The sequence below is a fragment of the Vogesella sp. AC12 genome (assembly GCF_024437575.1).
Taxonomy (GTDB): domain Bacteria; phylum Pseudomonadota; class Gammaproteobacteria; order Burkholderiales; family Chromobacteriaceae; genus Vogesella; species Vogesella indigofera.
In genome coordinates this window covers 248,750-261,499 of record NZ_JANFNU010000004.1, presented here as the reverse complement: position 1 = coordinate 261,499, position 12,750 = coordinate 248,750, and the positions used below count along the sequence as shown (strand labels likewise).

Genomic DNA, 12,750 nt, shown 5'->3' with positions numbered 1-12,750 from the left:
CCGCCGCTTAGTCCTCTCTGCAGCGAACAGACAAGAAAAGGGAAAGCTCCCATATGTTCACCAAGATCCTCATCGCCAACCGTGGCGACCAGCAGCCGCAAGGCTGCGCAGCTGCGCAGCAAAATTGCCAGACGGCACCTCAGTGCCGCGGCGAGTTCGCCACGGGAGACCACCATGTTCACTAAGATCCTCATCGCCAACCGTGGCGAAATCGCCTGCCGCGTGATCAAGACCGCCCGCGCCATGGGCATCCGTACCGTGGCGGTATATTCCGATGCCGATGCCAGCGCCCGCTTCGTCAAACTTGCGGATGAAGCCTACCGTCTGGGGCCGGCGCCGGCCGCCGAGTCCTACCTCAAGGCCGGGCTGATCCTCGACCTTGCCAAACAAAGCGGCGCGCAGGCGGTGCATCCGGGCTACGGCTTCCTGTCGGAAAACGAAGACTTCGCCGCCGCCTGCGAAGCCGCCGGCATCGCCTTCATCGGCCCGCCGGCTTCCGCCATCGCCGCCATGGGCAGCAAATCCGCCGCCAAGGCGCTGATGGAAAAAGCCAACGTGCCACTGGTGCCGGGCTACCACGGCGACAATCAGGATGAGCAATTCCTGAAAGCCGAAGCAGACAAGATGGGCTACCCGGTGCTGATCAAGGCTAGCGCCGGCGGTGGTGGCAAGGGCATGCGCATCGTGGAGCGCAGTGACGACTTTATCGCCGCGCTGGCCAGCTGCCAGCGCGAGGCGCGCGCCAGCTTCGGCGACGACAAGGTGCTGGTGGAGAAATACCTGACCCGCCCGCGCCACGTGGAGATCCAGGTGTTTGCCGACAGTCTGGGCGGCTGTGTCTACCTGTTCGAGCGCGACTGCTCGGTGCAGCGCCGCCACCAGAAAGTGCTGGAAGAAGCCCCGGCGCCGCACCTGCCGGCGGCAACACGGCAGGCGATGGGCGAAGCGGCGGTAGCTGCTGCGCGCGCCGTCGGCTATGTCGGCGCCGGCACCGTGGAATTCATCATGGACGTGGAGTCGGGGCAGTTCTACTTCATGGAAATGAACACCCGCCTGCAGGTGGAGCATCCGGTCACCGAGATGATCACCGGCCAGGACCTGGTGGCCTGGCAGCTGAAAGTGGCCAGCGGCCAGCCGCTGCCGCTGCAACAGCAGCAGCTGGCCATCCACGGCCACAGCATCGAGGCGCGCATCTACGCCGAAGACCCGGACAAGGGCTTCCTGCCGGCCACCGGCACGCTGGTGCACCTGCAACCGCCGGCGGAGAACGCCCATGTGCGCGTCGATACCGGTGTGCTGGAGGGCGACACCATTTCGCCGTTCTACGACCCGATGATCGCCAAGCTGATCGTGTGGGGCGAAACGCGTGAGGCGGCGCTGCAGCAGCTGGACGCGGCGCTGGCCGCCTACCAGGTGGTGGGCGTCACCACCAATATCCGCTTCCTGCGCCGCATTGCCGCCAACCCGGCGTTTGCCAGCGGCGACGTGGATACCGGCCTGATCGCCCGTTACCACGACAGCCTGCTGCCCGCCCCCGCCGCACCGAACAGCGAACAGCTGGCGCTGCTGGCGGTGGGCGAAACGTTGGCCGCAGCCAGCGACGACAACCATGCCTTCGGCGCGCTGCAAGGCTGGCGCCTGAACAGCACACTGGAGCGTCGCCTCGGCTTTGCCCACGGCGACAGCCGCATCGAGGTACTGCTGCGCCAGCAGCAGGAGCAGCAGCTGGTCAGCGTCAACGGCAGCGACATCCCGCTGCGCGCCAACCTGCAGGGCAAGCAGCTTACGGCCAACCTGGGCGGCAAGCAGATCAGCGCCACACTGGTACGCCACGGCGCGCAGCGCGTGCTGTTTGCCGACGGCGAGCGCGTGGCGGTCGACTACCTCGATCCTTACGCCTATGAAGAAGCAGGCGTGCACGGCGAAACCCACATGAAGGCGCCGATGCCGGGCCGCGTGGTGGCGCTGCTGGCCGAAGCCGGCACCCGCGTGGCCAAGGGTGAACCGTTGCTGATTCTGGAAGCGATGAAGATGGAACACACCATTACCGCGCCGGCCGACGGCAAGGTGCTGGCGTTCTACTTTGCCGCCGGCGAGCAGGTCAGCGACGGCGATGAACTGGTGGATTTCGAGGCGGACTGATTGTTTATTTGCCACAGACTCCACGGAAAGCACGGGAAGAAAAGCGGCCCGCCAAGCATCCGGCAGGCCAAAATGCCCCGCGCTCATGGTCAGATATCACAGGCTGACGGGTGCTTTTCTGTGGATTCCGTGGCAAAGAAAGAGGCTCTATATGACCCACGTAAAGATCGTCGAAGTCGGCCCGCGCGACGGGCTGCAGAACGAAAAGCACACCGTCGCACTGGCCACCAAGCTGGAGCTGATTGAAAGGTTGGCCGCAGCCGGCTTGCGCACTATCGAGGCCGGCGCCTTCGTGTCGCCCAAGTGGGTGCCGCAGATGGCCGACAGCCTGCAGGTGCTGCAGGCGCTGGACCTGAACGCCGGCATCGACTACCCGGTGCTGGTGCCCAACGACAAAGGGCTGGATGCGGCGCTGGAAGCCGGCGTGCGCGAGATCGCGGTGTTCGGCGCCGCGAGCGAAGCGTTCAGCCACAAGAACATCAACGCCAGCATCGCCGAGAGCCTGCTGCGCTTCGAATCGGTGATGAAGCGGGCACAGGCGGCAAACATCAAGGTACGCGGCTATGTGTCCTGCGTACTGGGCTGCCCGTATGAAGGCGACATCGCCCCGTACAAGGTGGCCGAGGTGGCGCGCGCGCTATACAACATGGGCTGCTACGAAATCTCGCTGGGCGACACCATCGGCGTGGGCACCCCCAACAAGGTGACCGCGATGCTGGACGCGGTGACCGAGGTCGTGCCGGTGACCAAGCTGGCCGGCCATTTCCACGACACCTACGGCATGGCCATCGCCAATATCCACACCGCGCTACAGGCCGGCGTGCGCACCTTCGACAGCTCGGTCGCCGGGCTGGGCGGCTGCCCGTATGCCAAGGGCGCCTCCGGCAACGTGGCCACCGAAGACGTGGTCTACCTGCTGCACGGGCTGGGTTATCACACCGGGGTGGATCTGGAGCAGCTGGCCGATACCGCCTGGTTCATTGCCGAGGCACTGGTGCGCGAGCCGGGCTCCAAGTATGCCAAGGCGCGCGGCCTGCGCAGCTGAGTCCTTGCCGTTTACGCGGCCAGCCGGCGACCAACGGTCGCCGGCTGGCCGTTGTGCTTTGCTGCCGCCGGCGTTATAGCGGCGGCTCGTGTTACGCCGCCAAGGCAAGTACAATCCGGCAACAAGCAGTGCCGTGGCGGCGCGCCACCGCACTGCGACCTTCCCGACCGACTTCCGCAAGCAAAGAGCAACATGACCATTCTGGTAACCGGTGGTGCCGGCTTTATCGGCGGCAATTTCGTGCTGGACTGGCTGGCCAGCAGTGACGAGCCGGTCGTCAACCTGGACAAGCTGAGCTACGCCGGCAACCTGCAGACGCTGGCCAGCCTGCAAGGCGATGAGCGGCACCGCTTCGTGCACGGCGATATCGGCGACCGCGCGCTGCTGGGCCGCCTGCTGGCCGAGCACCAGCCACGCGCGGTGCTCAACTTTGCTGCAGAAAGCCACGTCGACCGCTCCATCCACGGTCCGGGCGACTTCATCGACACCAATGTCGTCGGCACCTTCAAGCTGCTGGAGTCGGTACGTGCCTACTGGAACGACCTGCCTGCCGCAGACAAAAGCGCCTTCCGCTTCCTGCATGTTTCCACCGACGAAGTCTACGGCACCTTGGCCGCAGAGGACGCACCGTTCGCCGAAGATCACCGCTACGAGCCGAACAGCCCGTACTCTGCCAGCAAGGCGGCGTCCGACCATCTGGTACGGGCCTGGCACCACAGCTACGGCCTGCCGGTACTGACCACCCATTGCAGCAACAACTACGGCCCCTACCAGTTCCCGGAAAAGCTGATCCCGCTGGTCATCCTCAATGCCCTGCCCGGCAAGCCGCTGCCGATTTACGGCGACGGCCAGCAGATCCGCGACTGGTTGTACGTGACAGACCACTGCGCCGCCATCCGCCGCGTGCTGGACGGCGGTACGCCGGGCGAAAGCTACAACGTCGGCGGCTGGAATGAAAAGACCAACCTCGATGTGGTCCGCACCATCTGCAGCCTGCTGGACGAATTGCGCCCGCGCGCCGACGGCAAAGGCTACGCCGAACAGATCAGCTATGTGCAAGACCGCCCCGGCCACGACCGCCGCTACGCCATCGACGCACGCAAACTGGAACGCGAGCTGGGCTGGAAACCGGCTGAGACCTTCGACTCCGGCATCCGCAAAACCGTCCAGTGGTATCTGGACAACCAGGACTGGGTCGAGGGCGTCAGCAGCGGCCACTACCGCGACTGGCTGACCCGGCAATACGGAGGCCAGTCATGAGCTACCCGGCAAAAATCCTGATCACCGGCGGCAGCGGCCAGGTCGGCTTCGAGCTCAGGCGCGCGCTGGCGCTGCACGGGGTGCTGAGCTGCCCCGGCCGCCAGCAATTCGATCTGGCGGCACCGCACACCCTGGCCGCGACGCTAGACGCCTTGCAGCCCGACATCATTGTCAATGCCGCGGCCTATACCGCGGTCGATCAGGCCGAGGATGAGATCGCGCAGGCCCATGCCGTCAACGCTGCAGCACCGGCGCAGCTGGCTCAGTGGGCGGCACAGCACAACGCGCTGCTGGTGCACTACTCTAGCGACTACGTGTTCGACGGCAGCAAGTTCGGCGCCTGGCTGGAAGACGACAGCGCCAATCCACAATCGGTGTATGGCCGCAGCAAATGGCTGGGCGAACAAGCCATCCGCGACAGCGGCTGCCGCCACTACATCCTGCGCAGCTCGTGGGTGGCCGGCGTCTATGGCCAGAATTTCCTGAAAACCATGCTCAGGCTGGCCGCCACCCGCGACCGCCTGACGGTGGTCGACGACCAGTTTGGCGCGCCGACCCCGGCCAGCCTGCTGGCGGACGTGTGCGCGCTGTTGCTGCCGCACTACGCCAACTACCCTGACAGCACCAGCTACGGCACCTACCACCTTGCCGCCAGCGGCCGCACCAGCTGGCACGACTACGCCGCCCACGTCATCGCGCTGGCCCGCGATGCCGGCTGGACGCTGATGCTGCCGCCGGACGGCCTGCACGCGGTCAGCAGCGACGAGTACCCGCAACGGGCCACACGGCCGGCCAATTCCGTGCTCGACTGCAGCAAGCTGCAGCTCACCTTCGGCCTGCAGCTGCCGTCGTGGCAGGAAGGCGTGGCGCAGTTGTTCCAGACCCTCGATAACGCAAGAAAACCATGAACCGCAAAGGCATCATCCTCGCCGGTGGCGCCAGTAGCCGCCTGTACCCGGCCACCCTGGCGGTCAGCAAGCAACTGCTGCCGGTCTACGACAAGCCGCTGATCTACTACCCGCTGACCACGCTGTTGCTGGCCGGCATCCGCGACATCCTGATCATTTCCACGCCGCAGGACACCCCCCGCTTCCGGCAACTGCTGGGCGACGGTAGCCAGTGGGGCATCCGGCTGCAGTACACGGTGCAGCCCAGCCCGGATGGCCTGGCGCAGGCCTTCATCCTCGGTGAATCCTTCCTCGCCGGTGCGCCGTCGGCACTGGTGCTGGGCGACAATATTTTCTACGGCGCCGAGCTGGCCAGCCAGCTGCAGCGCACCGCGGCGCAAGCACAGGGCGCCACCGTGTTCGCCTATCGCGTCAATGACCCGGAGCGCTACGGCGTGGTCGAGTTTGATGGCGCCGGCCAGGCCATCAGCATCGAAGAGAAACCGGCGCGCCCCAAGTCCCATTACGCCGTCACCGGCCTGTATTTCTACGACGCGCAGGTGGTCGACATCGCCAAGTCGATCAAGCCGTCGCCGCGCGGCGAGCTGGAGATCACCGACGTCAATGCCGCCTATCTCGCACGCGGCACGCTCACGGTGGAAACCATGGGCCGCGGCTACGCCTGGCTGGATACCGGCACCCATGACTCGCTGCTGGAGGCCAGCCAGTTCATCGCCACCCTCGAAAAACGCCAGGGCCTGAAGGTGGCCTGTCCGGAAGAAGTGGCGTGGCGCATGGGCTACATCGACGACAGCCAGCTGCAAAGGTTGGCCGCACCGCTGGCCAAGACCGGCTATGGTCGCTACCTGCTGCAATTGCTGCAAGAAGGGTGTTGAATGAGCCAGTTCCGCGAAACCTGCCTGCCCGGCCTGTGGCTGATCGAACCCCGCATCCATGGTGACGAACGCGGCTTTTTCTACGAGAGCTTCCACCAGCAGCAATTCGATGCCGCCATCGGCCGCCACGTCGAGTTCGTACAGGACAACCACTCCCGCTCCAGCCGTGGCGTGCTGCGCGGCCTGCACTACCAGCTGCCGCCGCAGGCGCAGGGCAAGCTGGTGCGCTGTGTGGCCGGCGAGGTATTCGATGTCGCCGTCGACCTGCGCCGCAGCTCCGCCACCTTCGGCCGCCATTACGGCACCCTGCTGTCGGCGGCCAACCATCGCCAGCTGTGGATACCGGAAGGCTTCGCCCATGGTTTTGTCACGCTGAGCGAACACGCCGAAGTACTGTACAAGGCCACCGCCTACTGGAGCCCTCAGCACGAGCGCGCGCTGCGCTGGGATGACCCGCAACTGGCGATTGCCTGGCCGCTGCGCGACGGCCTGCAGCTGTCGGACAGGGATCGCGCCGCACCGCTGCTGGCCGACGCCGAATACTGAACGCCGAATACCGAACCCTGGCACTGCGGCGCCGGCGCTTATTTTGCCTCAAGGAAAGCGGCGCGGCGGGTGCGTAAGCTGGGCACTGTTACAGACAGGAGTCCATCCATGCACACCCACACCTCTGATTTGTCGGTTTTCCCTTTTGATGCGCGCGGCGTGGCCAAGCGTTTCCGCCATGCCGCCATTTTTGGCGCGCTGGAATCGCTGAACCACGGCGAGCGCATGCGCTTCGTCAACGACCACGACCCGCTGCCACTGCTCGGCCAGATCGAGCAGCGCTACGGTGACCAGGTGCTGATCAACTACGTGGAGCGCTCGCCGCAACAGGTCGTCATCGACTTCACCATCCATGTCGCCGACAGCGAGCCGGCACCGGCCCAGGCGCCGGCAGCCCAGCAAGGCGGTTGTGGTGGCGGCGGCGGTTGCGGCTGCTCCGGCGGCTAAGCAATACGGCAACGGGCCGGCATCTTGCCGGCCCGTTTTGCTTTGTGTGAACGGCACACCAGCGCCACCACTCAGCCGCGATAACCAATCTGTGCGGAGATGTCGGCCGCCGTGCTGCGCAGCCGCTGCGCGATCACCCCGTTCCAGTCCGAGGCGAAGGTCGCCGCCGGCCCCAGCGTGGTCATCACCAGCGCCAGCTGGCCGGCGTGATCGAACACCGGCACGCTGAAGGCATTGATGCCGGGCAAGGGGTAGCCCACCGCCCGCGCCATGCCGCGCTCGCGCACTCGCTGCAGCGCCGACTGGAACGCGGCCTGCTCCTCGATACCGGCCTGCCGCGCCGCCATTTCGCTGGCGATCATCTCCTCGGTCAGCCGCGGCGGCAGGTAGGCGGCAAACACCTTGCCCGTTGCCGAATCCAGCAGCGACATCACCGTGCCGGTCCGCATATTGATGTGCACCACGCGATTGCACTCCTGGATCCGTACCACGGTCGGGCCGTGGTTGCCCCACACCGCCAGCGCCACGTTCTGCTGGATGTCCAGCGACAGCGCCGCCGCCCGTTCGGTGGCGATCTTGACCGCGTCCAGTTCGTGCAGCGCCACCAGCCCCATCTGCAACGCAAACGGCCCCAGCTTGTACAGGCCGCTGCCCGCATCCTGCTCAATCAGCCCCAGCTTGCCAAAACTCACCAGATAGGGATGCGCCTTCGCCGCCGGCATGCCGGCCTCGCCGGCCAGGTCCTTCAGCATCATCGGCGCACCGTGACGCACCAGCGTCTGCAGTAGGCTGCCGCCCACCTCGATTGATTGGATTCCGCGCCGGTCTTTTTCCATCGTTACCCCGTCTTGCCCGCTGGCATGGTCAGTGTTGTTGAAACGGCGGCAATTCTAGCATTTTCGCCACGCCAGCAACGGCGATAATATTTGTTATTATCGAACAAATTGACCAATAACGAATTAATGGTTAACTTGCCAGCATCGCCACTGGCCGCCACCGCGATCAGTGCCAGACTGAAATCAGCGCCGCACCACGGCCACCGCTCACGGAGAGAACCATCATGCTGATCAAGAAAATTCACCATGTCGCCTATCGCTGCAAGGACGCCAAGGAAACGGTGGAGTGGTACGTGAAACACCTCGACATGAAGTTCGTGCTGGCAATCGCCGAAAACGAAGTACCGTCCACCAAGGCGCCGGACCCGTACATGCACGTATTCCTCGACGCCGGCCAGGGCAACATCCTCGCCTTCTTCGAGCTGCCGACACGGCCGCCGATGGACCGCGACCCGAACACGCCCAACTGGGTGCAGCACCTGGCGATGGAAGTGGACTCGCTGGACACACTGCTCGCCACCAAGCAGCGGCTGCAGGCCGCCGGCATCGACGTGATCGGCCCCACCGACCACACCATCTTCAAGTCGATCTACTTCTTCGACCCCAACGGCCACCGCCTGGAGCTGGCCTGCAATACCGGCACGCCGAAGATGATGCAGATGCTGGACGAGGTGAAGTGGGACATGCTCAACGAATGGGCAGAAACGCGCAAAGCACCGCAGCACGCGCGCTGGATGCACGACGGCAGCTATTCCGAAGACTGAGCCCGCGCTTGCGGCCAACCTTGGACAAGGTTGGCCGCAACACGCCGCCAGGTAGCGGCACGGATTGCACAGCCGGCGGCCTATACCGCAGGCATGGCTGTGCAGTAAACTGGCCGGCAAACAGCTTTCATAATAAAGAACGACACCCTTGAGCGACCCCACACGCTTCCTGAGGAGAGACTTGATATGCACGCAGCAGACCATCCGATCTGGCAGCCGTCGCCGGCCCGCCTGAGCGCGACCCACCTGACCGCCTTTACCCGGCTGGCGGAAACGCTGGACAACCAGCGCTATCCTGACTATTCCAGCCTGTGGCACGCCAGCATCGCGCGCCCGGAACGCTTCTGGAGCCAGCTGTGGGATTACGCCGGCGTGATCGGAGACAAGGGCAGCGTGGCGCTGGAAGACAAGGACGGCATGCGCGCCGCGCGTTTCTTCCCGCAGGCCGCGCTCAACTACGCGGAAAACCTGTTGCGCCGCCGCGATGACACGCTGGCGATGGTGTTCTGGGGCGAGGACAAGGTCAAACGCGAGCTGACCTGGTGGGAGCTGTCCGATCTGGTGTCGCGCCTGCAGCAGGCGATGCTGGCGCACGGCATCGTCGAAGGCGACCGCGTTGCCGGCTACATGCCGAACATGCCGGAGACGGTAGCCGCGATGCTGGCCGCCAGCAGCATCGGCGCGGTGTGGACCAGCTGTTCGCCGGACTTCGGCACCGACGGTGCGCTGGACCGCTTCGGCCAGACCGCGCCGCGTCTGCTGTTCTGCCCGGACGGCTACTGGTACAACGGCAAGCAGGTCGACATCAGCGAGAAGATGCAGATCATCGCCAGCGGCCTGCCGTCGGTGGAAAAAGTGATCGTGGTGCCCTACCTGGAGCGCGCCGACGCCTTCGCGGAAACGGTGCCCAAGGCCGTCACCCTCGAGCGCTTCGTCGACAGTTTTGTCGCCAGCGAGCTGCTGTTCCGCCGCGTCGGCTTCAACCACCCGCTGTTCATCCTCTATTCCAGCGGCACCACCGGCAAGCCGAAATGCATCGTGCACGGCCACGGTGGCACCCTGCTGCAACACCTGAAGGAGCACCAGCTGCACGCCGACGTGCACGCCGGCGACCGCCTGTTCTACTTCACCACCTGCGGCTGGATGATGTGGAACTGGCTGGTATCCGGCCTCGCCAGCGGCGCCACGCTGATGCTGTTCGACGGCTCGCCGTTCGCCAAGGGTGGCCACATCCTGTGGCAATACGCCGAAGCCTATCGCTGCGCGCAGTTCGGCACCTCGGCCAAGTACATCGACGGCCTGCGCAAGATCGACCTGCAGCCGAAGCGCGACTACGACCTCAGCTGCCTGCGCGCGGTGTTCTCCACCGGCTCGCCGCTGGTGGCGGAAAGCTTCGACTGGGTTTACGACGCGATCAAGGACGACATCAACCTCGCCTCCATTTCCGGCGGCACCGACATCGTGTCCTGCTTCGCGCTGGGTTGCGCCAGCCTGCCGGTCTACCGCGGCGAGCTGCAGTGCCGCGGCCTGGGCATGGCGGTGGAGATCTGGAACGATGCCGGCCAGCCGGTACAGGGGGAAAAGGGCGAGCTGGTGTGCACCAAACCGTTCCCGTCGATGCCGGTCGGCTTCTGGGGCGACGCGGACGGCGAAAAGTACCGCAAGGCCTACTTCGAGCGTTTCGACAATGTGTGGTGCCACGGCGACTACGCCGAGCTGACCGAGCACGACGGCATGATCATCTACGGCCGCTCCGACGCGGTGCTCAATCCCGGCGGCGTGCGCATCGGTACCGCCGAGATCTACCGCCAGGTGGAAACCTTCGACGCGGTGCTGGACAGCATCGTCGTCGGCCAGCGCTGGCTGGACGACGAGCGCGTGGTGCTGTTCGTCAAGCTGCGCGACGGCTGCGAGCTGGACAAGACACTGCAGGCCGCCATCCGCGACAAGATCAAGAACGGCGCCAGCCCGCGCCACGTGCCGGCCAAGATCATCGCCGTTGCCGACATTCCGAAGACCATCAGCGGCAAGATCGTCGAGCTGGCGGTGAAGAACGTGATCCACGGTCTGCCGGTGACCAACCTCACCGCCCTGGCCAACCCGGAGGCGCTGCAGCTGTTTGTCGATCTGCCCGAACTGCAGAGCTAGCACCTGCGGCCAACGTTGGCCGCAACCGCATGCAAAACGCCACCGTCAGGTGGCGTTTTTGTTGGCGGCGAGCGCTTACGGCAGGCGCTGCCACAGCACGAACTGCTCGCGCTTGTCGCGGGCACGGTTGCCGCTCCAGCGCACCTGCCAGCCCGGCAGCGGCGGCGTATCGACACGACGATCGCGCACCATCAGCAACAGGTTGCAGGCCGGCGCAGCCCCGTCGGCCACCGGCTGCAGGCGCAGGCCGGCGTAATAGCCCCAGCTGATGCGCGCCAGCTGCTGGCTGGCCGATACCGACACGCAGTGCTCGCCGGCCGGCATCGCCCGCATCATGCCCTGCACCACCGGCTGGTAGCTCTTGGCGGCATCGAGGAAGGGCAGCCACAGCGTCATCAGCAGCCCCCACAGCAGCGCCAGTCCGGCGGCCCAGTTGGTCACCGCCTGGCGGCCGCGCAGATGGCGCCGCGTCACCGCCCAGCCCCACAGCGCGGTGGCGACCAGCGCCAGCAGCAGCGCCAGCCACGACACCTGCGGCACGTAGTAGGGACTGAAATAGCTGGCGCGCTCCGCCAGCTTGGCCGGCCAGCCGAAGTTCATCGCCGCCCAGCCCAGCCACACCAGCAGCGAGAACAGGCCGAACGCCATCAGGCCGAACCAGTTGAGGAAGGCGGCGGCGCCACGGCGCAGGCTGTCCAGCTCCACCGCCGCCAGCACCGCCAGCGGCAGCAACAGCGGCATCGCGTCCTCGGTATGGCTGCGATTGGAGAAGGTCAGCAGCAGCAGGATCACCGCGAAGAACAGCAGCGGCAACTGCAGCAGCGGCAACTCGTAGCGGCGGTTCTTCCACAGCGTCCACGCTGCCAGCGGCCACGCCGGCCAGGCGTACCACAGCATCAGCTTCGGGTAGTAGCCGAACTCGTGGAACAGGCCAAGGCCACCGAAGCCGTCCAGCGGCCCCAGCGCGTGGAACTGCCACCAGGCGTGGAATACCGCCGGCGCGCCGCGATACAGCGCCAGCGGCCACAGCGCCGCCAGCGGCAAGGCGAACAGCAACGCCATCAACAGCGTGATGGCGTAACCCTTGTTGCGCCAGCTGACGAAGGCCGGCAGCATCAGCGCCACGCTCCACACCAGCAGTACCGGCAACAGGCTGGTGGCCAGAAACAGCACCACCGTCGCCGCGCCGAGGATGGCACCGGCCAGCGCCGGCGCCCGCCGCGTCAGCACCAGCGCGTACAGCGCCGCGGCAAAACCGGCAAAGCCGGCCACCACCGGGTTCATCTCGTGACCGGTGACGATCAGCCCCAGGCAGCCGATCAGGATCAGCACCACGCTGCGGCCATGACGGCGGCCGATCAGCTCGCGACCAACACCGCCGGCAAAGGCGAGGCCGATCGCCATGAACAGCGGCGTCGCCAGCCGCGCCGCATCATGCAGCGGCAGCAGCCACGGCGACAGCAGCCGCGCGAACAGCGTCGCCACCCAGTAATACAGCGGCGCACTGTCGAGATACGCCTGGCCATCGATCGCCGGCAGCCACCACGGGCCACCGGCCAGCATGTGCTGCACCACGGCGGTGACGTAGGGTTCGTCCGGCTTCCACGGCGTGTGCCCCACAATGCCCGGCCACAGCCAGACAAAGGTCAGCAACAACAATAGCCACGGCTTTTCGGTGGCGGCAGGCAGGCGGGACTGGGAGGAGTCGCTATAGGTCAGCATGGGACAGCCGTACTCGGACAATGGGCTTCAGGATAAACCGGAACAACAAAAAAGGCA

Annotated in this window: 13 protein-coding genes; 10 read left to right on the top strand and 3 right to left on the bottom strand. The window is 65.7% G+C overall.

What is annotated here, in order from left to right; genetic code table 11:
* Window positions 1-53: 53 nt before the first annotated feature.
* The 8 genes from NOM55_RS09365 to NOM55_RS09330 all read left to right on the top strand — a co-directional run bounded on the left by NOM55_RS09365 (window position 54) and on the right by NOM55_RS09330 (window position 7,223).
* On the top strand, window positions 54-185 hold the full coding sequence (locus tag NOM55_RS09365; RefSeq protein WP_255908367.1) for a hypothetical protein: 132 nt from the start codon (window positions 54-56) through the stop codon (window positions 183-185).
* Window positions 175-2,142, top strand: a complete 1,968-nt coding sequence (locus NOM55_RS09360) for an acetyl/propionyl/methylcrotonyl-CoA carboxylase subunit alpha (protein ID WP_255908366.1) — start codon at window positions 175-177, stop codon at window positions 2,140-2,142. Before NOM55_RS09365 ends, NOM55_RS09360 begins: the two co-directional genes overlap by 11 nt.
* 151 nt (window positions 2,143-2,293) lie before the next feature.
* Window positions 2,294-3,187, top strand: a complete 894-nt coding sequence (locus NOM55_RS09355; RefSeq protein WP_255908364.1) for a hydroxymethylglutaryl-CoA lyase — start codon at window positions 2,294-2,296, stop codon at window positions 3,185-3,187.
* A 192-nt stretch (window positions 3,188-3,379) separates the two neighbouring features.
* Entirely contained in the window at window positions 3,380-4,447 is a 1,068-nt protein-coding gene (rfbB, locus tag NOM55_RS09350) for a dTDP-glucose 4,6-dehydratase (RefSeq protein WP_255908363.1), read from the top strand.
* Window positions 4,444-5,355, top strand: coding sequence for a dTDP-4-dehydrorhamnose reductase (rfbD, locus tag NOM55_RS09345; RefSeq protein ID WP_255908362.1), 912 nt, complete (start codon window positions 4,444-4,446; stop codon window positions 5,353-5,355). Before rfbB ends, rfbD begins: the two co-directional genes overlap by 4 nt.
* Window positions 5,352-6,230, top strand: a complete 879-nt coding sequence (gene rfbA, locus NOM55_RS09340) for a glucose-1-phosphate thymidylyltransferase RfbA (RefSeq protein ID WP_255908361.1) — start codon at window positions 5,352-5,354, stop codon at window positions 6,228-6,230. Before rfbD ends, rfbA begins: the two co-directional genes overlap by 4 nt.
* Window positions 6,231-6,776 (top strand): dTDP-4-dehydrorhamnose 3,5-epimerase, encoded by a 546-nt coding sequence (gene rfbC, locus NOM55_RS09335; protein ID WP_255908360.1) that lies wholly within the window; start codon window positions 6,231-6,233, stop codon window positions 6,774-6,776.
* Between the two features lie 108 nt (window positions 6,777-6,884).
* On the top strand, window positions 6,885-7,223 hold the full coding sequence (locus NOM55_RS09330) for a DUF2249 domain-containing protein (RefSeq protein ID WP_255908358.1): 339 nt from the start codon (window positions 6,885-6,887) through the stop codon (window positions 7,221-7,223).
* A 71-nt stretch (window positions 7,224-7,294) separates the two neighbouring features.
* Here NOM55_RS09330 and NOM55_RS09325 read toward each other — a convergent pair whose 3' ends face one another.
* A complete protein-coding gene (locus NOM55_RS09325) occupies window positions 7,295-8,059 on the bottom strand; it encodes an IclR family transcriptional regulator (protein WP_047967040.1) in 765 nt (254 codons plus the stop codon).
* A gap of 2 nt (window positions 8,060-8,061) precedes the next feature.
* Window positions 8,062-8,307 (bottom strand): hypothetical protein, encoded by a 246-nt coding sequence (locus tag NOM55_RS09320; RefSeq protein WP_147424505.1) that lies wholly within the window; start codon window positions 8,305-8,307, stop codon window positions 8,062-8,064.
* Here NOM55_RS09320 and NOM55_RS09315 point away from each other — a divergent pair.
* Together NOM55_RS09315 and NOM55_RS09310 are read left to right on the top strand one after the other, a co-directional pair.
* Window positions 8,284-8,823, top strand: a complete 540-nt coding sequence (locus NOM55_RS09315; RefSeq protein ID WP_255908357.1) for a VOC family protein — start codon at window positions 8,284-8,286, stop codon at window positions 8,821-8,823. The two genes, NOM55_RS09320 and NOM55_RS09315, sit on opposite strands and share 24 nt — an antisense overlap.
* A 186-nt stretch (window positions 8,824-9,009) precedes the next feature.
* Window positions 9,010-10,971, top strand: coding sequence for an acetoacetate--CoA ligase (locus NOM55_RS09310; RefSeq protein ID WP_255908356.1), 1,962 nt, complete (start codon window positions 9,010-9,012; stop codon window positions 10,969-10,971).
* A 75-nt stretch (window positions 10,972-11,046) separates the two neighbouring features.
* Here the strand turns inward: NOM55_RS09310 and NOM55_RS09305 are convergent, their stop codons facing one another.
* Window positions 11,047-12,693, bottom strand: coding sequence for a glycosyltransferase family 39 protein (locus NOM55_RS09305; RefSeq protein WP_255908355.1), 1,647 nt, complete (start codon window positions 12,691-12,693; stop codon window positions 11,047-11,049).
* Between the last annotated feature and the right edge of the window lie 57 nt (window positions 12,694-12,750).

Excerpts from the sequence above, each read along its gene's own strand:
- NOM55_RS09365 (WP_255908367.1), top strand. The coding sequence starts at position 54 with ATGTTCACCAAGATCCTCATCGCCAACCGTGGCGACCAGCAGCCGCAA.
- NOM55_RS09360 (WP_255908366.1), top strand. The coding sequence starts at position 175 with ATGTTCACTAAGATCCTCATCGCCAACCGTGGCGAAATCGCCTGCCGC.
- NOM55_RS09355 (WP_255908364.1), top strand. The coding sequence starts at position 2,294 with ATGACCCACGTAAAGATCGTCGAAGTCGGCCCGCGCGACGGGCTGCAG.
- rfbB (WP_255908363.1), top strand. The coding sequence starts at position 3,380 with ATGACCATTCTGGTAACCGGTGGTGCCGGCTTTATCGGCGGCAATTTC.
- rfbD (WP_255908362.1), top strand. The coding sequence starts at position 4,444 with ATGAGCTACCCGGCAAAAATCCTGATCACCGGCGGCAGCGGCCAGGTC.
- rfbA (WP_255908361.1), top strand. The coding sequence starts at position 5,352 with ATGAACCGCAAAGGCATCATCCTCGCCGGTGGCGCCAGTAGCCGCCTG.
- rfbC (WP_255908360.1), top strand. The coding sequence starts at position 6,231 with ATGAGCCAGTTCCGCGAAACCTGCCTGCCCGGCCTGTGGCTGATCGAA.
- NOM55_RS09330 (WP_255908358.1), top strand. The coding sequence starts at position 6,885 with ATGCACACCCACACCTCTGATTTGTCGGTTTTCCCTTTTGATGCGCGC.
- NOM55_RS09325 (WP_047967040.1), bottom strand. The coding sequence starts at position 8,059 with ATGGAAAAAGACCGGCGCGGAATCCAATCAATCGAGGTGGGCGGCAGC.
- NOM55_RS09315 (WP_255908357.1), top strand. The coding sequence starts at position 8,284 with ATGCTGATCAAGAAAATTCACCATGTCGCCTATCGCTGCAAGGACGCC.
- NOM55_RS09320 (WP_147424505.1), bottom strand. The coding sequence starts at position 8,307 with ATGGTGAATTTTCTTGATCAGCATGATGGTTCTCTCCGTGAGCGGTGG.
- NOM55_RS09310 (WP_255908356.1), top strand. The coding sequence starts at position 9,010 with ATGCACGCAGCAGACCATCCGATCTGGCAGCCGTCGCCGGCCCGCCTG.
- NOM55_RS09305 (WP_255908355.1), bottom strand. The coding sequence starts at position 12,693 with ATGCTGACCTATAGCGACTCCTCCCAGTCCCGCCTGCCTGCCGCCACC.